We start from the raw sequence: 22,367 nt of genomic DNA, 5'->3' as shown, positions 1-22,367 counted from the left end.
AAACCCCGGCCGTATCATCGGGGGCCGCGCTGTCGACGGCCCCGTTTTACTGCCTGGTCGCGGGCAGCAAATGGAGAAACACATGAAAATCGTCGCTTTCGAGCGCCAACTGCAAGGTACGGGTGCGAGCCGCCGCCTGCGCAACGCCGGTAAGACCACGGGTATCGTCTACGGTGGTGAAGCAGCGCCGCAAATGATCGAGCTCGATCACAACGCGCTGTGGCACGCACTGAAGAAGGAAGCCTTCCACTCGTCGATCCTCGACCTCGAAGTGGCCGGCCAGTCGCAGCAAGTCCTGCTGCGCGACGTGCAATACCACCCGTTCAAGCAACTCGTGCTGCACGTGGACTTCCAGCGCGTCGACTCGAAGAAGAAGCTGCACACGAAGGTGCCGGTTCACTTCGTGAACGCCGAGACGAGCCCGGCTGTGAAGCTGGCAAGCGCGATCATCGCGCACGTCGTGACGGAAATCGAAGTCGAGTGCCTGCCGGTCGACCTGCCGGAATTCGTCGAACTCGACCTGTCGAAGATCGAAGCTGGCCAGTCGCTGCACGCGAAGGACATCGTACTGCCGAAGGGCGTCGCGCTGACCGCGCACGTCGACGCTGAAAACCCGGTCGTCGCGTCGGCAGCCCTGCCGGCTGGCGCCGTGGCGGATGCGGCTGAAGGCGAAACGCCGGCTGCCTAAGCGCCATTTCGATCCGTTTTCCGAAACGGTCGACGCAACCCGCCGCGGCTTGCCCGGCGGGTTTTTCTTTTTTTGCGCCCAGGCGGCCCGCTGCCGCCTTCGAAACGTCATGATCAAACTGATCGTCGGCCTCGGCAATCCCGGGGCGGAATACACCGCGACGCGCCACAACGCCGGCTTCTGGCTGGTCGACCAGCTGGCCCGCGAAGCGGGCGCCACGCTGCGCGACGAGCGCCGCTTCCACGGCTTTTACGCGAAGGCCCGCCTGCACGGCGAGGAAGTCCACCTGCTCGAGCCGCAGACGTACATGAACCGTTCCGGCCAGTCGGTCGTCGCGCTCGCGCAATTCTTCAAGATCCTGCCGGACCAGATCCTCGTCGCGCACGACGAACTCGACCTGCCGCCCGGCACCGTCAAGCTGAAGCGCGGCGGCGGCAGCGGCGGCCACAACGGCCTCAAGGACATTTCCGCGCACCTGTCGTCGCAGCAGTACTGGCGGCTGCGAATCGGCATCGGCCACCCGCGCGACCTGATCCCCGAGAGCGCGCGCGCCGGCGCGAAGCCGGACGTCGCGAATTTCGTGCTGAAGCCGCCGCGCCGCGAAGAGCAGGACGTGATCGACGCGTCGATCGAACGTGCGCTTGCCGTGATGCCGATGGTCGTCAAGGGCGAGCTCGACCGCGCGACGATGCTGCTGCATCGCAACGACTGACCGCACCGCTTTGCCGCGCATGAGGTAATCTCGTTGTTTTACCTTGTCAGGAGCCTAGCGGTGAGCCGTTACTGGAGCGACGTCGTTCAGCAACTCGTGCCCTACGTGCCGGGCGAACAGCCCGCGCTCGCGCACCCGGTCAAGCTGAACACCAACGAGAATCCCTATCCGCCGTCGCCACGTGTCGTCGCGGCGATCGCGCACGAACTCGGCGACGCCGGCGACACGCTGCGCCGCTATCCCGATCCGCTCGCGCGCAAGCTGCGCGAGACGGTCGCCGCCCATCACCGCATCGCGCCCGAACAGGTGTTCGCCGGCAACGGCTCCGACGAGGTGCTCGCGCACACGTTCCAGGCGCTGCTCAAGCACGACCGGCCGCTGCGTTTCCCCGACATCACGTACAGCTTCTACCCGACCTACGCGCGCCTGTATGGCGTGCGCTACGACGCACTGCCGCTCGCCGACGACTTCTCGATCCGCGTCGACGACTACCTCGACGATGCGGGCGGCGTGCTGTTCCCGAACCCGAACGCGCCGACCGGGCGCGCGCTGCCACTCGCGGACGTCGAGCGGATCGCGGCCGCGAATCCGTCGTCTCCCGTCGTGATCGACGAGGCATACGTGGACTTCGGCGCACAGTCGGCGATCTCGCTGATCGACCGCTACCCGAACCTGCTCGTCGTCCATACGACGTCGAAGGCGCGTTCGCTCGCCGGAATGCGGGTCGGCTTCGCGTTCGGCGACGCCGGGCTGATCGAAGCGCTCAACCGCGTGAAGGACAGCTTCAACTCGTATCCGCTCGACCGGCTCGCGCAGGTCGCCGCACAAGCGGCATACGAAGACGACGCCTACTTCGGCGCAACCTGCCAGCGCGTGATCGACAGCCGCACGCGGCTCACGCAGGCGCTCGAGGGATTGGGATTCGACGTCGTGCCGTCGGCCGCGAACTTCGTGTTCGCGCGCCATCCGGCATACGATGCGGCCACGCTCGCAGCGCGGCTGAAGCAACGGGAAATTTTCGTGCGGCACTTCAAGCTGCCGCGGATCGACCAGCATCTGCGCATCACCGTCGGCACCGACGCCGAATGCGACACGTTCGTCGCGGCACTGCGCGACCTGCTGGGCTGAGGAAGCCGGAAACGGCGCGGGCGGCGCATGCCGCCCGGCCTGCGTCACATCACGACGCGTCGTCGCCCTTCGCGGCGATCAATGCGTGGTACTTCTCCATCAACTGCTCGTGCGTTTCCACGTGCTGCGGATCGCGCGGGATGCATTCGACCGGACACACCTGCTGGCACTGCGGCTCGTCGAAATGGCCGACGCACTCGGTGCACTTGCGGGGATCGATCACATAGATTTCCGGGCCCATCGAAATTGCGCCGTTCGGGCACTCGGGCTCGCACACGTCACAATTGATGCACTCGTCGGTAATCGTCAAAGCCATACTGATCTCACTTCATCAGGCCAGTGGTCGGCTTCCGGGAGAAGCCGACCGGCGCCGCATCACGCGGCCGGGCCCTGGCCCATCGAGGCCACTTTTTCCGTCAGCCACTTCTCGACCGACGGGAACACGAACTTGCTGACATCTCCGCCCAACTGAGCGATTTCGCGCACGATCGTCCCCGAAATGAACTGGTACTGATCGGACGGCGTCATGAACATCGTCTCGACGTCCGGCAGCAGATAGCGGTTCATCCCCGCCATCTGGAACTCATATTCGAAATCGGACACTGCACGCAGGCCACGCACGATCACCCGTGCGTTGTTGGTGCGAACGAAATCCTTCAGGAGGCCGGTGAAGCCCATCACCTTCACGTTCGGGTAATGGCCGAGCACCTCGTTCGCAATCTCCAGCCGCTCCTCCAGCGAGAAGAACGGCTTTTTCGCGCGGCTGTCGGCAACGCCAACGACCAGCGTATCAAAAATGCTCGACGCCCGCCGCACGAGATCCTCATGCCCGCGCGTCAGCGGATCGAACGTACCCGGATACACGGCGACTACCATGTCGCTCCTCCTGTCATCACGTCTCGTTTGGAACGCGCATTATTCATCATTTTCGCGTCGCAGCAAATGATAGTGCACCGCGCCTGCCTTGCCATGCTTTGCAATCTGCCAGCCGGCGAGCGCATCGTGCGCGGCCGGGTCGAGCTCCGCCCCCGTCTCGACGTACAGCATGCCGCCCGGCGCGACGAGCGGCGCGGTCAGCGCGATCGCCCGCTCGAGCACCGCCGCATCGCCGAACGGCGGATCGAGGAACACGACGTCGAACGCGCCCGGCGTGAGCCCGGCCGCGAGACGCAGCGCATCGGCCTCCGCAATCTCGACGGTGCGCGCGCCGAGCTTGTCCTTGATCGCGCGCAGTTGCTGCGCCGCACGCGGATGGCGCTCGACCATCACGACGCTCGCCGCGCCGCGCGACGCAGCCTCGAAGCCGAGCGCGCCGGTGCCGGCGAACAGGTCGAGACAGCGCTGCCCGCCAAGATCCTGGCCGAGCCAGTTGAACAGCGTCTCGCGTACGCGATCGGGCGTCGGCCGCAGGCCGTCGAGATCCAGCACCGCGAGCGGCGTGCGTTTCCAGTCGCCGCCGATGATGCGGATCGTGTGCGGCTTGCCGCGGCTGGTGGAGGCCGCGGGGCGGCCGGAAGATGAACGGGACATACGAAGGAAAATGAACGACAGGGACCGGGCGCGCACGGGGCGCGCCGCCAAACAGGCGCACGTTACCACAAGCGGCGCCACAAGCTGGCGCGAGCGCTGCGCGGGTGCCTGATAAAATGCGAGGCTTCGGCTATCGCGCGCCGTGCCCGCACGGGGTCGCGCGACGGCCCGCACACAGTCCGCGCGCCCAGCGGCGGCCTGCCCTCTTCCTGACGCCAGACCATGTTCAGTTTCTTCAAACGATTCAAGAAAACGCAGGAGCCGACTCCCGCGGAATCGCTGCCGGCCGACGCGCCGCAACCGGAAGCGCAGCCCGCCGGCACGCGTCCGGCCGACGCGTCTTCGGCACCCGCAAGCGCTCCCGCGACACCGGCAGCCCCCGCAGCGCAGCCTACCGCACCGGCCAGGCCGGCCGCCCCGTCCGTCGTGATGACGGTCACGCCGACCGGCAACGGCCGCGACGAAGTCGTCGAGACGGTCGAGATCGTTCCGCCGCCGGCGCAGGATCCGTCCGCGAAGAAGTCGTGGCTCGCCCGCCTGAAAACCGGGCTCGCGAAGACGGGTTCCAGCATCACGAACGTCTTCGTCAACACGAAGATCGACGAGGATCTGTACGAGGAGCTCGAAACCGCGCTGCTGATGTCCGATGCGGGGGTCGACGCGACCGAATACCTGCTCGACGCATTGCGCGAGAAAGTGCGGGCGGACCGGCTGACCGATCCGCAGCAGGTCAAGGGCGCGTTACGCGACCTGCTCGTCGAGCTGCTGCAGCCGCTCGAAAAATCGCTGACGCTCGGCCGCGCGCAGCCGCTCGTGATGATGATCGCGGGCGTGAACGGCGCGGGCAAGACGACCAGCATCGGCAAGCTCGCGAAGCACCTGCAGAGCTTCGACCAGTCGGTGCTGCTGGCCGCGGGCGACACGTTCCGCGCGGCCGCGCGCGAACAGCTGACGGTCTGGGGCGAGCGCAACAACGTGACGGTCGTGCAGCAGGAGAGCGGCGATCCGGCCGCGGTGATCTTCGACGCGGTCAGCGCCGCGCGCGCACGCGGCATCGACGTGATGATGGCCGACACCGCCGGCCGCCTGCCAACGCAGTTGCACCTGATGGAAGAGCTGAAGAAGGTGAAGCGCGTGATCGCGAAGGCGCACAACGGCGCGCCGCACGAGGTGCTGCTCGTGATCGACGCGAACACGGGCCAGAACGGGCTCACGCAGGTGAAGGCGTTCGACGATGCGCTCGGGCTGACGGGCCTGATCGTCACGAAGCTCGACGGCACCGCGAAGGGCGGCATCCTCGCCGCGATCGCGCGCCAGCGTCCGGTGCCCGTCTACTTCATCGGCGTCGGCGAGAAGGTCGAGGACCTGCAGCCGTTCAGTGCTGAGGAATTCGCCGACGCGCTGCTCGGCTGAACGCCGCGGCCGCCGACACGGATCCAGGGCGCCCGAGGGCGCCCTTTTTTCATGCGGCTGCTTGCGTCATTCCGCGTCCGGCTGCTCGCCCGGCGCGGCTGCCTTGAATGCGTCGAGCGTCGCCGCGTAATCGACGATGCGCTGGATCGTCGGATAACGCGCAGTGTCGATCGAGAAGCGATTCGCATTGAACACCTGCGGCACGAGGCAGATGTCGGCCAGCGTCGGCGTATCGCCGAAGCACAGCTTGCCGGTCCGCGGATCGCTCGCGAGGCGCGCCTCGAGCGATGCGAAGCCCGTCTCGATCCAGTGGCGGTACCAGTCGTTCTTCGCCTCTTCCGGCACCTGCAGCATGTGCTTCAGGTACTTCAGCACGCGCAGGTTGTTCAGCGGATGGATCTCGCACGCGATCTGCAGCGCGATCGTGCGCACATACGCGCGATCGGCCGGCTGCTTCGGCAGCAGCGCCGGCTCCGGATGCGTCTCTTCCAGGTACTCGATGATCGCGAGCGACTGCTGCAGCGTCGCGTCGCCGTCGATCAGCGTCGGCACGAGCGAATCGGGGTTCAGCGCGCGATACTCGTCCTTCAGCTGCTGGCCGCCCTCGCGCAGCAGGTGGACGGGCACGTAGTCGAATGGCAGCTGCTTCAGGTTCAGGGCGATCCGCACGCGATACGACGCGGAACTGCGGAAATAGCTGTAAAGCTTCATCGGATGTCTCTCGTTGTCATGTTCGGCCGGGGCCGGAGTACGGTCGCGCGTTGCCGGGATCATGAGTGTAGCGCGCCGGCCCGCGGCCGCGCGCTTGCAAGAACCGCGCGAATGCGTGCGATACTTGAAGGGTTCCCACCTCTGTCCGTGCGGCCCGCTCGCCTATGCGACACGCGCCGCCTCCCTACGCTTCGATGACCGCTTCCCACGATCCCGCCGCTGCCGCGGCCGAACCGTTCCACTGCGCCCGCTTCATCAAGGAAATCGGGCGCGGTCCGCATGGCGCGCGCGCGCTGTCCGCCGAAGACACGTTCGAGCTGTACCGTGCGATGCTCGATGCGCGCGTGTCGGACGTCGAACTCGGCGCGATCCTGATCGCTTACCGGCTGAAGGGCGAGACCGCCGACGAACTGGCCGCGATGCTCGCCGCCGCGCATGCATCGTTCGAACCCGTGCACGTGCGCGACAGCGCGTTTCGCGCGGTGGCGATCCCGAGCTACAACGGCGCGCGCAAGCAGCCGAACCTCGTGCCGCTGCTCGCGCTGCTGCTCGCGCGCGAAGGCGTGCCGGTGCTCGTGCATGGCGTCACGCGGGATCCGGGCCGCGTGACGAGCGCGGAGATCTTCGCGGCGCTGTCGATCGCGCCGTCGGCGTCGCACGATGCAATCGAAGACACGCTCGCCGAACGTCGCGTCGCATTCGCATCGATCGACGTGCTCGCGCCGCGGCTCGCGCGCCTGCTGGCGATGCGCAGCGTGCTCGGCGTGCGCAACTCGACGCATACGCTCGTGAAGATCCTGCAGCCGTTCGCGCCCGCGGGCCTGCGGCTCGTCAACTACACGCATCCGCCGTATCGCGACAGCCTCGCGCAGCTGTTCCGCGACCATCCGGACGCCGCGCAGGGCGGCGCACTGCTCGCGCGCGGCACCGAGGGCGAGGCCGTCGCCGACACGCGGCGCCAGGTGCAGGTCGACTGGCTGCACGACGGTGTCTGCGACGCGCTGATCGAAGCCGAGCGCTCGTCGGCCGATGCGCCGCCCGTCGCGCTGCCGGAATCGCGCGATGCGGGCACCACCGCCGCATGGACGGACGCGGTGCTGCGTGGCGAAATCCCGGTGCCGGAGACGGTCGCGCGGCAAGTCGACACGATCGTGCGGATCGCTCGCATCGACGCCTGAATTTGACACGCGCCGGCAAGTTGGCATAGAGTTGTCGCCATGCGTTCCTTTCCGAACACCCTCCGAATTACCTCCGGCCGCCTAGCGCGGCCGCTATCGCTACGACTAGCCTAAGGCAGCCGTAGCGCCGTGCGCTGTCCGCACGGTCCCTCCTCAGCAGTTCCTCGCAGTACCTTCTCGCAGTTTTTTACAACCCGAAGTCGTCAGCTTTCGTCCGTCTATCCGTCGGCCGAATCGCGAAGATCATCCGCATCCGACGCGCGATCGTGCGCACCGGTGCGAGGCAGCGTCAACCGTCGCTCATGCCGTCCGTCTTCGCTCGCGACTTGAGCCCCGAGGTCAAGAAGATGAAGCGCAACCCGCAAGAGAAATACCGACCGTTCGCACCCGTCCGCATCAATGGCCGCAAATGGCCGACCCGCACGATCGAGCGCGCGCCGGTCTGGATGAGCACCGATTTGCGCGACGGCAACCAGTCGCTGATCGAGCCGATGAGCATCGAGCAGAAGCTCGAGTTCTTCGAGATGCTCGTCGCGATCGGCTTCAAGGAGATCGAAGTCGGTTTTCCGTCGGCGTCGCAAACCGACTTCGATTTCGTGCGCAAGCTGATCGACGAGAAGCGCATCCCCGACGACGTGACGATCGAAGTGCTCGTGCAGTCGCGCGAGGATCTGATCGCCCGCACGTTCGACGCGCTCGACGGCGTGCCGCGCGCGATCGTGCACCTGTACAACGCGATCTGCCCGTCGTTCCGCCGCATCGTGTTCGGGATGTCGAAGGACGACGTGAAGGCGCTCGCGGTCGACGGGACGCGAATGATCAAGGAACACGCGATGGCGCGCCCGGACACGCACTGGACCTACCAGTATTCGCCGGAAACCTTCAGCATGACCGAGCTCACGTTCGCGCGCGAAGTGTGCGATGCGGTCGCGCAGACCTGGCGTCCGACCCGCGACCACAAGATGATCGTCAACCTGCCGGCGACCGTCGAAGCCGCGATGCCGAACGTGTTCGCGGACCAGATCGAGTGGATGGACCGCAACCTCGGCTATCGCGACAGCATCGTGCTGTCCGTGCATCCGCACAATGACCGCGGCACCGCGGTCGCCGCCGCCGAACTCGCGCTGCTTGCGGGCGCCGACCGCATCGAAGGCTGCCTGTTCGGCAACGGCGAGCGCACCGGCAATGTCGATCTCGTCACGCTCGCGCTGAATCTCTACACGCAGGGCATCGATCCGGGCCTCGATTTTTCGGATATCGATGCAGTGCGCCGCGTGGTCGAGCGCTGCAACCAGATTCCCGTGCATCCGCGCCATCCGTATGCGGGCGACCTCGTGTTCACCGCGTTCTCGGGCTCGCACCAGGACGCAATCCGCAAGGGCTTCGCGCAGCAGCGCCCCGACGCGATCTGGGAAGTGCCGTACCTGCCGATCGATCCGGCCGACGTCGGCCGCAGCTACGACGCGGTGATCCGCGTGAACAGCCAGTCCGGCAAGGGCGGCTCGACGTTCCTGCTCGAACGCGGGATGGGCTTCACGCCGCCGCGCCGCGTGCAGATCGAGTTCAGCCATGCGGTGCAGACGATCGCCGACGCATCCGGCGAGGAAGTGACGGGAGAGAAGATCTGCGCGCTGTTCTCGCGCGAATTCCTCGAGACTGACGGTCCCGCCAGCCGCAACGGCAGTGGGGCACGCTGGGAGAACCGCGAGATCGCCGGCGCGGGCGCAGCCGATGCGCCGCCGGAACAGGCCGTGCCGCGCGTGGCCGCAGCTTTCGCGGCGGCAGCCGGTGCGGCGGTCGACGTCGGCTCCTGCGAGCATGTCCGCACGGCGGACGGCCGCACCGCGGTGTTCGTCAGTTGCCGGGTCGGCGACGCGCCGCTGCGGCATGGGGTCGGCGTGCATGCCGACGCGGCGACCGCCGCAATGGATGCCGTCGTCAGCGCGATCAACCGCTCGGCATGGCACTGTGCCGATCGCCGTGCGGCGGCCTGACGGGCCGCATCAGGGTTTGAAGAAGGTCAGCGAGCGGTGCAGGACCACCCGTGCAACACGCGATCCGCGTTGCACGGGCCAACGAAAAGCGGCCCAGAAGGCCGCTTCGGAAGAGACACGCAAAGGAATGCCAAGCGGAATGCCACGCGCGTTCATGTCTCGGTCGCGCACCGCGTCGCCTGCCACGCAAGCAGGCGCCAGCGCCCCTGCTCCTGGGTCTGCACGGCGGTATAGGCAATCGGAAACACGAGACCGCCGTTGTTCGTTTCCATCTCGATCAGTGCGCGCCCGGTGACGACGCAGGTCTCGTTGCCGACGGGCAGCACGTCCTGCGACTGGACCTCGATCTGGCGATAGCGACGGCGGCCTGCGGCGATGGCGTCGATGAACTGCTGCTTCGTTTCCCGTTTGCCATTGGTATGGACATAGAACACTTTGTCCGACAGCAGTGCGTCGAGCACCTCGCCGTCACCGTCCACCATTGCGCGGAACCGATCGCGCTCGAGCGCGCGGATCGCATCGACCACCTTCGCCATCGCCTGACTCCTCGGCAACGCGCACGCCGTGCGCGGGCGTGCGAATCAGAAGTTGTACTGCATGTAGAACTGGTGGAAATTTATACCAGGATTCGGCTCTTTGATACCCGCGTTAGACACATGTTGAAAACGGTAGCCGACCTGATACTGTTGCCGTTCTCCGAACTGGGCGCCGACGCCGACCGTGTCCGCGAACTGGAACGCGGTGGACATCGAGAAATTGGTCGCAATCGTCGGATGGGACAGCAGCCGCACGCCCGCGCCGGCTTCGATATACGGACGCACCGCGCCCGCACTCTTGATGAAGCGCAGCATCGGCGTCGCGCCGAGCTCCCACAGGTTGCTGTGGATGTTGCCGCCCGTGTGCCAGTAGCCGACATGGCCTTCCATCACGAACGCGAAGTGCCAGCCGCCGATCTCCCACCACGTCCAGCCCGGATCCCACACGACGCCGAGGGTCCCCTTGTCGATGCCATGGCGATCGGAAAACCCGCCGCCCGCCTGAATCCCCCAACGATCCGCAAACGCCGCGCCGGACCCGCCCAGCAATGCCGCAGCCAGAACGGCATGCGTCGCAACTCGGCTGTGCCGCCGACCATTCTTCTTATTGTTCATCTGACACTCCAACTCTGTGGGTTGAATGGAACCGGCCGCGGACGGCCTGGATCGAGCGAACAGAATCTTATGGTAAAGGACTTTTCCGATCGGCATCACAGAGCGAAATGGTTTGCTTCCTAAACTACAAAAATCGGAACCGTCTGCCTGATCCTCGGAAAAACAACGACTTATGGAACTTGCCGGCGTTCGAGTGGTCACGCCTAACACTATCGATCTCGCAAGATCGATAGAGAATCGGGAACTCGAAAGCCCGTGCCCCCTCTAAGGAATTAGCACTCCGTTGAAGGGAGTGCTAAGATTGACCGCGGAATCATCCGATACCGGGGTTCATCCCTGATTCCAAAGGAGTTTTCTTAAGTGAGCAACGCTCTGACCCTTCCGAACACCCTGAGCCCGGCGTCCGCTAAGGCCGAATCGGCAGGCTCGCTGGCGCTCGCAACCTATTCGATGTTGCCGGGCCAGCTGGGCAACATCGACGCCTATATCCAGGCAGTCAATCGTATCCCGTTGCTGACGGCCGAGGAAGAACGCCAGTACGCAACCGAATTCCGCGAGCAGAACAACCTCGACTCGGCCCGCCGCCTCGTGCTGTCGCACCTGCGGCTCGTCGTGTCGATCGCGCGCAACTATCTCGGCTACGGCCTGCCGCACGGCGACCTGATCCAGGAAGGCAACATCGGCCTGATGAAGGCCGTGAAGCGCTTCGATCCGGCGCAGAACGTGCGTCTCGTGTCGTATGCGATCCACTGGATCAAGGCCGAGATCCACGAATACATCCTGCGCAACTGGCGCATGGTGAAGGTCGCGACGACGAAGGCGCAGCGCAAGCTGTTCTTCAACCTGCGCAGCCACAAGAAGGGCATGCAGGCGATGACGCCCGAGGAAATCGACGGCCTCGCGCAGGAGCTCAACGTCAAGCGCGAAGAAGTGACCGAGATGGAAACGCGGCTGTCGGGCGGCGACATCGCGCTCGAAGGCCAGGTCGAGGACGGCGAGGAAAGCTATGCGCCGATCGCGTATCTCGCCGATTCGCACAACGAGCCGACCGCCGTGCTCGCCGCGCGTCAGCGCGACTCGCTGCAGACGGACGGCATCGCGCAGGCACTCGACGCGCTCGACGCGCGCAGCCGCCGCATCATCGAGGCACGCTGGCTGCACGTCGACGACGACGGCTCGGGCGGCTCGACGCTGCACGATCTCGCCGCCGAGTTCGGCGTATCGGCGGAGCGCATCCGCCAGATCGAAGCGAGCGCGATGAAGAAAATGCGCACGGCACTCGCCGAATACGCGTAAATCGACTGATTCAAAGCGTCGTAACCAAAACCGCTGCCACCCGGCAGCGGTTTTTTTTCGTCGATTGATTGACCGATTTCATCGGGTATTCAGTCGCGAAAGGCCGTTTCCGAAAAACATTGATTTACGTCAAATCCCGCCGCGCCGTTCGCGACGGTGTGCCGCAGCGCAGCACTCGGCGCGGCGAAGGCGGCCTTTTAGAATGGGTATGTCCGGCGCAACAGGATTAAGAAACCGCTTAACAGCCGTCATATATCCAACGTAAAGTCGCCCCCAACCCGCGTTAAATCGATTCAGGATAATCGCCGTGATCTCGATCGACAAAAAGCCCGCATCACCTGCCGCGGGGTCGGCAGGCTGGCGTGGCCGCATCGCCACGTGGGCCCGCGGCCCGACCCTCGCCCGGGACATCACTTTCGTACTGATCGTCAAGCTGGCCCTGCTGATGGCGCTCAAATACGCATTCTTCAATCATCCGCAGGCCGAGCACATGTCGCTGCCGCCTGCCGCCGTCGCCGAGAAGCTGCTCTCGGTCCCGGCGCCCGTTTCTACCCAGGGAGACCAACATGATAAGTAGCGAAGTCGTCGATCTGTCACGACTGCAGTTCGGCATCACAGCGCTCTACCACTTCCTGTTCGTGCCGCTGACGCTCGGTCTGTCGTGGCTGCTCGTGATCATGGAAGCCGTGTACGTGATGACCGGCAAGCAGGTCTACAAGGACATGACCCAGTTCTGGGGCAAGCTGTTCGGGATCAACTTTGCGATGGGCGTGACGACCGGCATCACGCTCGAATTCCAGTTCGGCACGAACTGGTCGTACTACTCGCACTACGTCGGCGACATCTTCGGCGTGCCGCTCGCGGTCGAAGGCCTGATGGCGTTCTTCCTCGAATCGACGTTCGTCGGCCTGTTCTTCTTCGGCTGGAACCGCCTGTCGAAGGTCAAGCACCTGATGGTCACGTTCCTCGTCGCGCTCGGCTCGAACCTGTCCGCGCTGTGGATCCTCGTCGCGAACGGCTGGATGAACAACCCGGTCGGCGCCGAGTTCAATTACCAGACGATGCGCATGGAGATGACGAGCCTGTTCGACGTGATCTTCAACCCGGTCGCGCAGGTGAAGTTCGTGCACACCGTGTCGGCCGGCTACGTGTCGGCTGCGATGTTCGTGCTCGGCGTGTCGTCGTGGTACCTGCTGAAGAAGCGCGACACCGACTTCGCGCTGCGCTCGTTCGCGGTCGCGGCCGGCTTCGGCCTCGCATCGACGCTTTGCGTGATCGTGCTCGGCGACGAATCGGGCTACACGACCGGCGAAGTGCAGAAGATGAAGCTCGCCGCGATCGAATCCGAATGGGAAACGCAGCCGGCGCCCGCGTCGTTCACGCTGATCGGCCTGCCGAACCAGAAGGAGCAGCGTACCGACTACGCGATCAAGATCCCGTACGCGCTCGGCCTGATCGCGACGCGCTCGATCGACGAGCCGGTGGTCGGCCTGCGCGATCTCGCGAAGCACAGCGAGGAGCACATCCAGAGCGGGATGATCGCGTACGGCGCGCTGCAGAAGCTCAAGGAAGGCGACAAGAGCGCCGCGACGCAAGCGCTGTTCGACCGGCACAAGCAGTATCTCGGCTACGGGCTGATGCTCAAGCAGTTCACGCCGAACGTGACCGACGCGACGCCCGAGCAGATCAAGGAAGCCGCGAAGAAGACCATCCCGCCCGTCGCGCCGGTGTTCTTCTCGTTCCGGATCATGGTGTTCCTCGGTTTCCTGTTCGTCGCGACCTTCGTCGCCGCGTTCTGGTTCTGCGCGCGCCGCGAACTGCTGCAGGACAACCGCCGCTGGTTCCTGCGCTACGCGGTGTGGGCAATCCCGCTGCCGTGGATCGCGATCGAATTCGGCTGGGTCGTCGCCGAACTGGGCCGACAGCCGTGGACGATCGCGGGCGTGCTGCCGACGCACCTGTCCGCGTCGAGCCTGACGCCGTCCGACCTGTACCTGAGCCTCGCCGGCTTCATCCTGTTCTACACGGTGCTCTTCATCGTCGAGATCACGCTGATGTTCAAGTACGCACGTCTCGGCCCGTCGTCGCTGCATACGGGGCGCTACCACCACGAGCTGATCGCCGCCGAGCGCGCGTCCGTATGACGGCGCACGCGTACCCGACACCGAACAAGGAATCGCTATGGACTATGCAACTCTCAAGCTGATCTGGTGGCTGCTCGTCGGCGTGCTGCTGATCGGCTTCGCCGTCACCGACGGCTTCGACATGGGCGCGACCGCGCTGCTGCCGTTCCTCGGCAAGACCGACGACGAGCGCCGCATCATCGTCAACACGGTAGGCGCAACCTGGGAAGGCAACCAGGTGTGGCTGATCACCGCCGGCGGCGCGATGTTTGCCGCCTGGCCGCTCGTCTATGCGGCGTCGTTCTCCGGCTTCTACTTCGCGATGCTGCTCGTGCTGTTCGCGCTGTTCTTCCGGCCGGTCGGCTTCGACTACCGCAGCAAGCGGCCGGACCCGCGCTGGCGCGCGGCCTGGGACTGGGGCCTGTTCGTCGGCGGCTTCGTGCCGGCACTCGTGTTCGGCGTCGCATTCGGCAACCTGCTGCAGGGCGTGCCGTTCCAGTTCGACACCGATCTGCGCGTGACCTACCACGGCAGCTTCTGGGCGCTGTTGAACCCGTTCGCGCTGCTGTGCGGCCTCGTCAGCCTGACGATGCTCGTCGCGCACGGCGCCGCGTTCATCAAGATGAAGACGGACGGCGTGATCGCGCGCCGCGCGTCGGTCGCGCTGCGCGCGTCGGCGTTCCTCGCCGTCGTGCTGTTCGTGCTCGCCGGTGTGCTGGTCGCGTCGTACATCGGCGGCTATCACATCACGCACGCCGCGCCCACCGACACGGTCGCGAACCCGCTGCTCAAGGATGTCGCCTCCGGGTCGGGCCTGTGGCTCGCGAACTACGGCGAATATCCGTGGATGATCGCGGCGCCTGTCGTCGGCATCGCGGGCGGCGTGCTCGCACTGCTGCTCGCGGGCTCGCGCCTCGAGAAGACCGCGTTCGTCTGCACGGGCCTGATGATCGTCGGCGTGATCCTGACCGCGGGCTTCTCGATGTTCCCGTTCATCATGCCGTCGTCGCTGGACCCGAAGAGCAGCCTGACGGTATGGGACTCGACGTCGAGCCACATGACGCTGCAGGTGATGCTGTTCGCCGTGATCGTGTTCCTGCCGATCGTCCTGCTCTACACGAGCTGGGTGTACCGCGTGATGCGCGGCAAGGTCACGCGCCAGGCGCTCGAGGAAAACACGCACTCGATGTACTGAACCGGGCCGGGGCGCGCAGGCGCCCCCCCGCCCCGCCCTCCCCCGTTTCGCAAGGAGTCGGATCATGTGGTATTTCAGCTGGATTCTCGGTATCGGCGTCGCGCTCGCGTTCGGCATCATCAACGCGATGTGGCTCGAAGCGCGACAGCGCAGCAAGCAGGAAGCGTAAGTACGCGCGAACTGACGCGGCCCGCTGCGGGCGCGGCCTGACAGCCCGCGCAACGCAAACCCACCCGCAATGAAACACGGCGCCCTCGGGCGCCGTGTTTCGTTTCCGGGTGCGGCCACGATCGGGGAATCACTGCCGCCATCGCCGCGCGACGTCAGGCCGGCTGCGCGGCTGCCCCGCCGCCCGCCGCCGGCAGGCGCGCATTGAGCTGCTCCGCGTAGCGCGACGCTGCGCTGCCGCAGACGATGTGGAACGTGTCGGCGCCGACCCACGCGACGTCGAGCGATTCGAGGCGCTGGCGATCGACCGCCGACGGATCGAGCACGACGACACGCAGGCGCGTGGTCGCCACCGCGTCGAGCGACGCAACGTTCGTCGCGCCGCCGAACACCGCGAGCCAGCGTGCCGGCTCCGGATCGAGCGGACCGGCCGCGCCGACCGCAGCCGTGGCCGCCGGTGCAGCGGCAACCGTCGGCACCGCAGCGCTTGCCTCAGTGCTTGCCGCAGCACCGCCGCCGATCGCCGTGCGCATTTCGTCGGCGATGATGTCCGCCTCCGGCCCGATGATCACCTGCACGCTGTTGCCGCCGCGCTTGAGCACGCCGCGCGCGCCGACCGCCTTCAGGTCCGCTTCCGACACCTTGCCCGGATCGACGACGCTCAGGCGCAGGCGCGTCGTGCATGCGTCGACGACTGTCAGGTTCGCGGCGCCGCCGAGCGCGGCGATGTAGCGCTGTGCGCGCGGCGCGGTGGCAGCCGCGATCGGCGCGACGCCGACACCCGCGTCGAGCGACTCGGCCGCCGCGTCGGCCGTCGCAGGCTCACGGCCCGGCGTCGCCATGTTGAACTTGCGGATGAAGAAGCGGAACAGCCCGTAGTACGCGATGCCGTATGCAATGCCGAGCGGAATCGCGATCCAGCCCTTCGTCGACAACCCGTAGTTCAGCACGTAGTCGATCGCGCCCGCCGAGAACGTGAAGCCGAGCTTCACGTCGAGCAGCTGGCAGATCGCGAGCGACAGCCCCGTCAGCAGCGCGTGGATCACGTACAGCACCGGCGCGAGGAACATGAAGCTGAATTCGATCGGCTCGGTCACGCCGGTCAGGAACGATGTGAGCGCCATCGACAGCAGCAGGCCGCCGACCACCGCGCGGCGCTCCTTCGGCGCCTCGTGCAGCATCGCGAGACACGCGGCAGGCAGGCCGAACATCATGATCGGGAAGAAGCCGGCCATGAAGGTGCCGGCGGTCTGGTCGCCCGCGAAGAAGCGGTGCAGGTCGCCGTGCACGAGCTCGCCACCGGCCGGCGGCGTGAAGTTGCCGAACACGAACCACGCGAGCGAGTTGAGGATGTGGTGCAGGCCCGTGACGAGCAGCAGCCGGTTCAGGAAGCCGAACACGAACGCGCCGATCGCGCCCGCGGTCGTCAGCCACTGGCCGGCCGCATCGATCGCGTGCTGCACCGGCTGCCACACGTAGCCGAACACGATGCCGAGCAGCACGCACGCGAGACCCGTGATGATCGGCACGAAACGCTTGCCGCCGAAGAACGCGAGGTAGTCGGGCAGCTTGATGTCCTTGTAGCGGTTGTACAGCAAGCCCGCGACCACGCCCGCGATGATCCCGGACAGCACGCCCATGTTCAGCTTCGGATCGATGTCCTTCATGATCGCGGTTTCGATCAGGTAGCCGATCGCACCCGCGAGCGCCGCGACGCCGTTGTTGTCCTTCGCGAAGCCGACCGCCACGCCGATCGCGAACAGCAGCGGCAGGTTGTCGAAGATCGCGCCGCCCGCGTCGGCGATCATCTTGATGTTGAACACGTCCGGCTGGCCGAGGCGCAGCAGGATGCCGGCGACCGGCAGCACTGCAATGGGCAGCATCAGTGCGCGGCCCAGGCTCTGTATCTTCAGAAACGGATTTCCGTCCATTCAGTCCTCCTATCCTTGTTCCATTGATCAAGGGTGGGTGCACGCATGGCGCTTCCATGCATGCACCGCCCCTCCTTTGATATTGAAACCGTTGAAACGCGTTGCGAGTCCGCCGCCGATGCTCAGTCGAGCGGCCAGATCTCGCGGCTTGCTGCCCTTACCGCCTGCGCCGAATCGAGCGCGAGCAGATCCTGCGCGCGCTGGCGGCACAGCGGGTAATCGAGTCGGCGCACGCGCGCCTTGATGCCCGGCACCGACACCGGATCGACCGACAGTTCGGTCACGCCGAGGCCGACGAGGATCGGCACCGCGAGCGGATCGCCGCCGAGCGCGCCGCACACGCCAACCCACTTGCCGTGCTTCTGCGCGCCGCGCACCGCGATGTCGATCAGGCGCAGCACGGCCGGATGCAGGCCATCCGCCTGCGCGGCCAGATCGGCCTGGCAGCGGTCCATCGCGAGCGTGTACTGGGTCAGGTCGTTGGTGCCGATCGACAGGAAGTCCGCGTGCTGCGACAGCTGGTCGGCGAGCAGCGCCGCCGACGGCACCTCGATCATCACGCCGACCTCGATCGGCTCGGTGCGGCCCATCGCGTGCGCGAATTCGTCGATGCGCTTGCGCAACCGCACCAGTTCGCCCGCATCAGTGACCATCGGCAGCAGGATCCGCACCGCGCCGAACGGCTTCACCGCGAGCAGGCCCTGCAACTGGTCGTCGAGCAGGTCGGGGCGCACCTGCGCGAGGCGGATGCCGCGCAGGCCGAGCGCCGGGTTCGGCTCGGGCGGCAGCGTCAGGTAGTCGACTTCCTTGTCCGCGCCGACGTCGAGCGTGCGGATGATCGCGGTGCGGCCCTGCAGCGCGTCGACGATCGCCTGGTAGCTGTCGCGGTGCTCGGCCGCCGTCGGTGCCGCCTGGCGATGGATGAACATCAGCTCGGTGCGCAGCAGGCCGACCGCGTCCGCGCCGTTGTCGACCGCGGTGTTCGCGTCGTCGAGCGTCGCGATGTTCGCGGCGACCTCGATCGCGCGGCCGTCGGCCGTCGTGGCGGCTTCGCCCGCGGTCTGGCGGTTCGCTTCGCGCACGCCGGCAAGACGCTGGCGCTCGTGCCGCGCACGCTCGACGTCGAGCGCGGTCGGCGCATGTTCGAGCCGGCCCGCGCTTGCATCGACGACGACCTGCGTGCCGTCCGGAATCGCGTACAGCGCATCGCCGACCGCGACGAGCGCCGGAATGCCGAGCTGGCGCGCGATGATCGCCGCGTGCGACGTCGCGCCGCCGCGTGCCATCACGAGCGCCGTCACGTGTTCGCGATCGAGCGACGCGAGATCGGACGGCGTGAATTCCTCGGCGGCCAGCACGGCTTCGTCGGGCAGCGTGCGCGCCGCACTGTTCGCATGGCCGAGCGCGCGCAGCACGCGCTTCTCGATATCGCGCAGGTCCGCCGCGCGCTCGGCGAGCAGCGCATCGTCGAGCTTCGACAGCGTGTCGATCTGCGTGCGGATCGTCGCGCGCCACGCATGGCCCGCGCTCTTGCCGAGGCTGATCAGGTCGCGTGCCGCGTCGATCAGCGTCGGATCCTCGAGCAGCACGCGATGCACCGCGAAGATCCCTGCTTCACCGACCGCGCCGCGCGCCGATGCGTTGCGCACGGTGACGTCGAGTTCCGCGTCGACGGCCTTCAGCGCCTGGTCGAGCTGGCGACTCTCCGACGCGGGCGTGCCGCTCGCCTGCTCGGGCGGCGTGAGCTCTGCATCGTCGAGGCGCACCAGCGTGCCGACCGCGATGCCGGGGGCCGCGCACACGCCCGCGAGCGTGTTGGGTTCCAGGGGCGCGCCGGCGTTGCGCACGAGCGCCTGCGGTGCGGGCGACAGCGTGCGCGCCGGTTTTTCGTCGACCTCGCCATGCGCCTCGCGCAGCAGTTCGTCTGCGACCGCATCGACCGCCTGCTGCGCCTGCGCGCCGCGCCCGACCAGCTCGATCGTCGCCTGTTCGCCGGCGCCAAGGCCGAGCAGCCCGACCACGCTCTCGATCGGCGCCTTGCGGCCGTCATAGTGCACGTCGACGTGCGCGTCGAGACCGCGCGCCGCCTCGCGCGCCCGCGCGGCCGGCCGCGCGTGCAGGCCGCCCGGCTGCGTCAGCCGAATCGCGCGGCGCACCTCGTTCATCGCCGCGGCGCCGGCCTCCGCCGCCTGCACGCCCGCTTCGCCCTTGCCGCGCAGCGTGAGGAGCGGCGTCTCGCCTGCTGTGGCGGAGCCTTGCGCGCGATCGATCACCTCGAACGCATCGGAATTCGCGATCGCGATCACCGACACGAGCGAATGCGCGCTGCGCGCAACCGCATCCTGGTCGAACTCGATCAGCAGGTCGCCCGCGTCGACACGCGCGCCGGCCTCGACCCGCGCGGTGAAGCCCTGGCCGTTCAGCTCGACCGTGTCGATGCCGATGTGCAGCAGCACTTCCGCACCCTGCGGCGTCGTGATCGTTACCGCGTGGCCCGTGCGCGCGAGGTGCGACACGATGCCTGCGCACGGCGCGACGAGCTTGCCGGCGAGCGGGTCGATGCCGATGCCGTCGCCGAACATCCCGCCGGAGAACACCGGATCGGGCACGTCGGCCAGCGGTACGATCGGCCCCGTCAGCGGGGCCAGCAGAACGAACTGATCGTGGGTGGGGCTCTTCAACTGGGACTCCTCGGCGCGTCTCATCGGCGTTCTCGGCTCATCAATGCGTTTCGGTGACTTTGTTCAGGTGGCGCGGCGTGTCGGGATTGCGGCCGCGCGCGACGGCAAGATTCGCCGCCATCACGTAGAACGAAAGAATGGCGGCGATCGGGTCGAGCGCCGAATGGGCAGACTGCGCGAGCGGCAGCACGGTGCCGGATACACCCGATATGCCGGGCGTGCCTGCAGGTGCCGCGAGCAGCACCGCCGCGCCGCGCGCGCGCATGTCGGCCGCGAGTTGCAGCAGGCCCGCCTGCTCGGGGCCCGGCGGCGCGAACACGAGCAGCGGGTAGTCGCGGTCGATCAGCTCCATCGGGCCGTGACGGACTTCGGCGCTCGAGAATGCCTCGGCCTGGATGCCGGAGGTTTCCTTCAGCTTCAGCGCGGCTTCCTGCGCGATCGCGAGGCCGAGGCCGCGGCCGATCACGATCATCCGTTCGACGTCGGCGAGCGCCGCGACGGCCGGCGACCAGTCGAGCGCGCCCGCCTGCGCGAGCACGTCGGGCAGCCCGCGCAGCGCGCTCACGAGCGCGGCGTCACGCTGCCAGAATGCGACGATCTGCGCGGACAGCGACAGCATCGCGATGTAGCTCTTGGTGGCCGCGACCGACAGTTCGGGGCCGGCCAGCAGCGGCAACGGGTGCTCGCATGCGTCGGCAAGCGGCGACGGCAGCACGTTCGCGGCGGCGACGGTGCGCGCGCCCGCTTCGCGCAGCGCGGCCATCGTGTTGACGAGATCGGGGCTCTGGCCGGACTGCGAGAACGCGATCGCGAGCTGGTCCTGCACTTTCAGCGGCGCCTGCTGCAGTGTCGCAACCGACATCGGCAGCGACGCGACCGGCACGCCGAGGCGGCTCATCGTCAGGCTTGCGAAATAACTGGCGGCATGGTCCGAGCTGCCGCGCGCGACCGTCAGCGCGACGGCCGGCGGATGCGCCATCAGTTGGCCGGCGAGCGCTTCGACGCGCGCGGTGTCGGCCAGCTGCGCGGCGACGACCTGCGCGGACTCGCGCGCTTCGTTAAGCATATTCGACAATCGATTCTCCTTCGACATAGGTCGCGGTGAGGTTCAGGTCGCGATCGAACACGACGAGGTCGGCCCATGCGCCGCGCGCGATGTGGCCGCGATCGGCGATGCCGAGGTAATCGGCCGCGTAGCGCGACATCCGGTTCGACACGTCGGCGAGCGGCAGGCCGAGCGACACGAGATTGCGCAGCGCCTGGTCCATCGTCAGCGTGCTGCCCGCGAGCGTGCCGTCGGCGAGCCGCACGCCGCCGAGGCACTTCGTCACGTGCTGGCTGCCGAGCCGGTATTCGCCGTCGGGCATGCCGGTGGCCGACGTGCTGTCGGTCACGACGTACAGGCGCGGGATCGCGCGCAGCGCCGCGCGGATCGCGCCCGGATGCACGTGCAGCAGGTCGGGGATGATCTCCGCGTATTCGGCATGCGCGAGCGCCGCGCCGACGAGGCCCGGGTTGCGGTGATGCAGCGGCGACATCGCGTTGAACAGATGCGTGAAGCCGCACGCGCCGTGCTTGAGCGCGGCGACCGCGTCGTCGTAGGTCGCGAGCGAGTGGCCGAGCTGCACGCGCACGCCGCGCGCGGCCATCTCGCCGATGATCTCGATGTGGCCGGCGATTTCCGGCGCGAGCGTGACGACGCGGATCGGCGCGATCGACAGGTACTTCAGCACTTCGTCGAGCACGGCCGACACGGCTGCGTCCGGCTGCGCGCCGAGCTTGCCGGGGTTGATGTACGGCCCTTCGAGGTGCACGCCGAGCACGCGCGCGCCGCCCGGCGTGCGCGAACGCGCGATGCTGCCGAGGTTGCCGACGACCTTCATCAGCTCGTCGCGCGGCGCGGTCATCGTCGTCGCGAGCAGGCTCGTCGTGCCGTACTGCGCGTGCATGCGGGCGATCGTCTCGATCGCGTCGCCGCCTTCCATCACGTCGGCGCCGCCGCCGCCGTGCACGTGCAGGTCGATGAAGCCGGGCAGGATGTACGGCGCATCGTTCTTCGCGGGATCGGCGCTCGTGCCGTCGAGCGCGGTAATGCGGCCGTTCTCGCAGTCGAGCGAGCCGTGGATCCAGCCGTCGGGGGTGAGGATGTTGCCAGTCAGCATGACGTTCTCTTGATGATCGGGTGACGCGGCCAGCCGCGTCGCACTTTGCAGAATCTGCAGCGTACGCCGCTTGGCGCGCGCCGGAACAGTCTCTTGCGTCAGCGTTTCAACTCGGCGACGAAGGCGTAGTAGTCGTCGCGGCAATACGTTTCGGTCAATCGATCACGCGCTGGTCGGCACCGTAGCCGATGTCCGGCGACGGACGCGGGCCGTCTTGAGTGAACGAATTATATAACCACAATAATACCAGTCAACGAACTGGTATTAACGTCGCTAAAATCGCCGAAAGCCTTGCCCATCAAGCGT

21 protein-coding genes and 1 pseudogene are annotated in these 22,367 nt (G+C 66.9%); 11 read left to right on the top strand and 11 right to left on the bottom strand.

Annotated features, from left to right (window positions below):
- The first annotated feature begins 82 nt into the window (after positions 1–82).
- The 3 genes from DID96_RS24550 (at position 83) to hisC (ending at position 2,528) form a co-directional block, all read left to right on the top strand.
- Positions 83–688, top strand: coding sequence for a 50S ribosomal protein L25/general stress protein Ctc (locus tag DID96_RS24550; RefSeq protein WP_124601853.1), 606 nt, complete (start codon positions 83–85; stop codon positions 686–688).
- A 109-nt stretch (positions 689–797) separates the two neighbouring features.
- On the top strand, positions 798–1,400 hold the full coding sequence (pth, locus tag DID96_RS24545; protein ID WP_124601852.1) for an aminoacyl-tRNA hydrolase: 603 nt from the start codon (positions 798–800) through the stop codon (positions 1,398–1,400).
- 60 nt (positions 1,401–1,460) lie between these two features.
- Positions 1,461–2,528: a histidinol-phosphate transaminase gene (hisC, locus tag DID96_RS24540; RefSeq protein ID WP_124601851.1), complete on the top strand. Its 1,068-nt coding sequence runs from the start codon at positions 1,461–1,463 to the stop codon at positions 2,526–2,528.
- 49 nt (positions 2,529–2,577) lie between these two features.
- Here hisC and DID96_RS24535 read toward each other — a convergent pair whose 3' ends face one another.
- From DID96_RS24535 to rsmD, 3 genes are read right to left on the bottom strand one after another with little or no spacing between them, the layout of a single operon-like run.
- Positions 2,578–2,844, bottom strand: a complete 267-nt coding sequence (locus tag DID96_RS24535) for a YfhL family 4Fe-4S dicluster ferredoxin (protein WP_124601850.1) — start codon at positions 2,842–2,844, stop codon at positions 2,578–2,580.
- Between the two features lie 59 nt (positions 2,845–2,903).
- A complete protein-coding gene (gene coaD / locus DID96_RS24530; protein WP_124601849.1) occupies positions 2,904–3,404 on the bottom strand; it encodes a pantetheine-phosphate adenylyltransferase in 501 nt (166 codons plus the stop codon).
- Between the two features lie 39 nt (positions 3,405–3,443).
- Entirely contained in the window at positions 3,444–4,058 is a 615-nt protein-coding gene (gene rsmD, locus DID96_RS24525; RefSeq protein WP_124601848.1) for a 16S rRNA (guanine(966)-N(2))-methyltransferase RsmD, read from the bottom strand.
- Between the two features lie 222 nt (positions 4,059–4,280).
- On the opposite strand from rsmD, the gene ftsY reads away from it, so the two are divergent.
- A complete protein-coding gene (gene ftsY / locus DID96_RS24520; protein ID WP_124601847.1) occupies positions 4,281–5,471 on the top strand; it encodes a signal recognition particle-docking protein FtsY in 1,191 nt (396 codons plus the stop codon).
- A 66-nt stretch (positions 5,472–5,537) separates the two neighbouring features.
- Here the strand turns inward: ftsY and maiA are convergent, their stop codons facing one another.
- Complete coding sequence (gene maiA, locus DID96_RS24515; RefSeq protein WP_124601846.1) at positions 5,538–6,182, bottom strand: maleylacetoacetate isomerase; 645 nt, start codon at positions 6,180–6,182, stop codon at positions 5,538–5,540.
- Between the two features lie 194 nt (positions 6,183–6,376).
- Here maiA and ybiB point away from each other — a divergent pair, with 194 nt between their 5' ends.
- Both ybiB and leuA read left to right on the top strand, forming a co-directional pair.
- The gene (gene ybiB / locus DID96_RS24510) at positions 6,377–7,360 is read left to right on the top strand and encodes a DNA-binding protein YbiB (protein WP_124601845.1); all 984 of its coding nucleotides are present in this window, start codon (positions 6,377–6,379) and stop codon (positions 7,358–7,360) included.
- A gap of 347 nt (positions 7,361–7,707) precedes the next feature.
- Entirely contained in the window at positions 7,708–9,354 is a 1,647-nt protein-coding gene (leuA, locus tag DID96_RS24505; RefSeq protein ID WP_124601844.1) for a 2-isopropylmalate synthase, read from the top strand.
- 152 nt (positions 9,355–9,506) lie between these two features.
- On the opposite strand, the gene DID96_RS24500 is transcribed toward leuA, so the two are convergent.
- Together DID96_RS24500 and DID96_RS24495 are read right to left on the bottom strand one after the other, a co-directional pair.
- Positions 9,507–9,890 carry a nuclear transport factor 2 family protein gene (locus DID96_RS24500; RefSeq protein WP_124601843.1) on the bottom strand — a complete coding sequence of 128 codons (384 nt, stop codon included), beginning with the start codon at positions 9,888–9,890 and terminating at the stop codon, positions 9,507–9,509.
- Between the two features lie 45 nt (positions 9,891–9,935).
- The gene (locus tag DID96_RS24495; protein ID WP_124601842.1) at positions 9,936–10,505 is read right to left on the bottom strand and encodes an acyloxyacyl hydrolase; all 570 of its coding nucleotides are present in this window, start codon (positions 10,503–10,505) and stop codon (positions 9,936–9,938) included.
- A gap of 360 nt (positions 10,506–10,865) precedes the next feature.
- On the opposite strand from DID96_RS24495, the gene rpoH reads away from it, so the two are divergent.
- The 5 genes from rpoH to cydX all read left to right on the top strand — a co-directional run bounded on the left by rpoH (position 10,866) and on the right by cydX (position 15,288).
- Entirely contained in the window at positions 10,866–11,801 is a 936-nt protein-coding gene (gene rpoH, locus DID96_RS24485; RefSeq protein ID WP_124601840.1) for an RNA polymerase sigma factor RpoH, read from the top strand.
- A 301-nt stretch (positions 11,802–12,102) separates the two neighbouring features.
- Positions 12,103–12,378 (top strand): cytochrome oxidase putative small subunit CydP, encoded by a 276-nt coding sequence (gene cydP, locus DID96_RS24475; protein ID WP_185732348.1) that lies wholly within the window; start codon positions 12,103–12,105, stop codon positions 12,376–12,378.
- Positions 12,368–13,945, top strand: a complete 1,578-nt coding sequence (locus DID96_RS24470; protein ID WP_124601837.1) for a cytochrome ubiquinol oxidase subunit I — start codon at positions 12,368–12,370, stop codon at positions 13,943–13,945. The genes cydP and DID96_RS24470 overlap by 11 nt, the downstream gene beginning before the upstream one ends.
- A gap of 37 nt (positions 13,946–13,982) precedes the next feature.
- Positions 13,983–15,119: a cytochrome d ubiquinol oxidase subunit II gene (gene cydB / locus DID96_RS24465; RefSeq protein ID WP_124601836.1), complete on the top strand. Its 1,137-nt coding sequence runs from the start codon at positions 13,983–13,985 to the stop codon at positions 15,117–15,119.
- 64 nt (positions 15,120–15,183) lie between these two features.
- Positions 15,184–15,288 (top strand): cytochrome bd-I oxidase subunit CydX, encoded by a 105-nt coding sequence (gene cydX / locus DID96_RS24460; protein WP_124601835.1) that lies wholly within the window; start codon positions 15,184–15,186, stop codon positions 15,286–15,288.
- Positions 15,289–15,442: 154 nt separating this feature from the next.
- On the opposite strand, the gene nagE is transcribed toward cydX, so the two are convergent.
- From nagE to DID96_RS24435, 5 genes and pseudogenes are all read right to left on the bottom strand, one after another.
- Positions 15,443–17,218, bottom strand: a complete 1,776-nt coding sequence (gene nagE / locus DID96_RS24455) for an N-acetylglucosamine-specific PTS transporter subunit IIBC (protein WP_124601834.1) — start codon at positions 17,216–17,218, stop codon at positions 15,443–15,445.
- Positions 17,219–17,340: 122 nt separating this feature from the next.
- Entirely contained in the window at positions 17,341–19,923 is a 2,583-nt protein-coding gene (ptsP, locus tag DID96_RS24450; protein ID WP_124601833.1) for a phosphoenolpyruvate--protein phosphotransferase, read from the bottom strand.
- A gap of 16 nt (positions 19,924–19,939) precedes the next feature.
- Positions 19,940–20,965, bottom strand: coding sequence for an SIS domain-containing protein (locus tag DID96_RS24445; protein ID WP_124601878.1), 1,026 nt, complete (start codon positions 20,963–20,965; stop codon positions 19,940–19,942).
- A complete protein-coding gene (nagA, locus tag DID96_RS24440; protein WP_124601832.1) occupies positions 20,958–22,061 on the bottom strand; it encodes an N-acetylglucosamine-6-phosphate deacetylase in 1,104 nt (367 codons plus the stop codon). The genes DID96_RS24445 and nagA overlap by 8 nt, the downstream gene beginning before the upstream one ends.
- A 98-nt stretch (positions 22,062–22,159) precedes the next feature.
- Positions 22,160–22,251: pseudogene (locus DID96_RS24435) on the bottom strand (GntR family transcriptional regulator); the annotation flags it as partial.
- Positions 22,252–22,367 lie beyond the last annotated feature (116 nt).

The sequence above is a fragment of the Burkholderia sp. Bp8963 genome (genome assembly GCF_003854275.1).
Lineage (GTDB): Bacteria > Pseudomonadota > Gammaproteobacteria > Burkholderiales > Burkholderiaceae > Burkholderia.
Note: the sequence above shows the minus strand (reverse complement) of the source record. Positions and strands in the feature narration are given on the sequence as shown.

Coding starts and splice junctions, on each gene's coding strand:
- DID96_RS24550 (WP_124601853.1), top strand. CDS start 83: ATGAAAATCGTCGCTTTCGAGCGCCAACTGCAAGGTACGGGTGCGAGC.
- pth (WP_124601852.1), top strand. CDS start 798: ATGATCAAACTGATCGTCGGCCTCGGCAATCCCGGGGCGGAATACACC.
- DID96_RS24535 (WP_124601850.1), bottom strand. CDS start 2,844: ATGGCTTTGACGATTACCGACGAGTGCATCAATTGTGACGTGTGCGAG.
- coaD (WP_124601849.1), bottom strand. CDS start 3,404: ATGGTAGTCGCCGTGTATCCGGGTACGTTCGATCCGCTGACGCGCGGG.
- rsmD (WP_124601848.1), bottom strand. CDS start 4,058: ATGTCCCGTTCATCTTCCGGCCGCCCCGCGGCCTCCACCAGCCGCGGC.
- ftsY (WP_124601847.1), top strand. CDS start 4,281: ATGTTCAGTTTCTTCAAACGATTCAAGAAAACGCAGGAGCCGACTCCC.
- maiA (WP_124601846.1), bottom strand. CDS start 6,182: ATGAAGCTTTACAGCTATTTCCGCAGTTCCGCGTCGTATCGCGTGCGG.
- ybiB (WP_124601845.1), top strand. CDS start 6,377: ATGACCGCTTCCCACGATCCCGCCGCTGCCGCGGCCGAACCGTTCCAC.
- leuA (WP_124601844.1), top strand. CDS start 7,708: ATGAAGCGCAACCCGCAAGAGAAATACCGACCGTTCGCACCCGTCCGC.
- DID96_RS24500 (WP_124601843.1), bottom strand. CDS start 9,890: ATGGCGAAGGTGGTCGATGCGATCCGCGCGCTCGAGCGCGATCGGTTC.
- DID96_RS24495 (WP_124601842.1), bottom strand. CDS start 10,505: ATGAACAATAAGAAGAATGGTCGGCGGCACAGCCGAGTTGCGACGCAT.
- DID96_RS24470 (WP_124601837.1), top strand. CDS start 12,368: ATGATAAGTAGCGAAGTCGTCGATCTGTCACGACTGCAGTTCGGCATC.
- cydB (WP_124601836.1), top strand. CDS start 13,983: ATGGACTATGCAACTCTCAAGCTGATCTGGTGGCTGCTCGTCGGCGTG.
- cydX (WP_124601835.1), top strand. CDS start 15,184: ATGTGGTATTTCAGCTGGATTCTCGGTATCGGCGTCGCGCTCGCGTTC.
- nagE (WP_124601834.1), bottom strand. CDS start 17,218: ATGGACGGAAATCCGTTTCTGAAGATACAGAGCCTGGGCCGCGCACTG.
- ptsP (WP_124601833.1), bottom strand. CDS start 19,923: ATGAGACGCGCCGAGGAGTCCCAGTTGAAGAGCCCCACCCACGATCAG.
- DID96_RS24445 (WP_124601878.1), bottom strand. CDS start 20,965: ATGCTTAACGAAGCGCGCGAGTCCGCGCAGGTCGTCGCCGCGCAGCTG.
- nagA (WP_124601832.1), bottom strand. CDS start 22,061: ATGCTGACTGGCAACATCCTCACCCCCGACGGCTGGATCCACGGCTCG.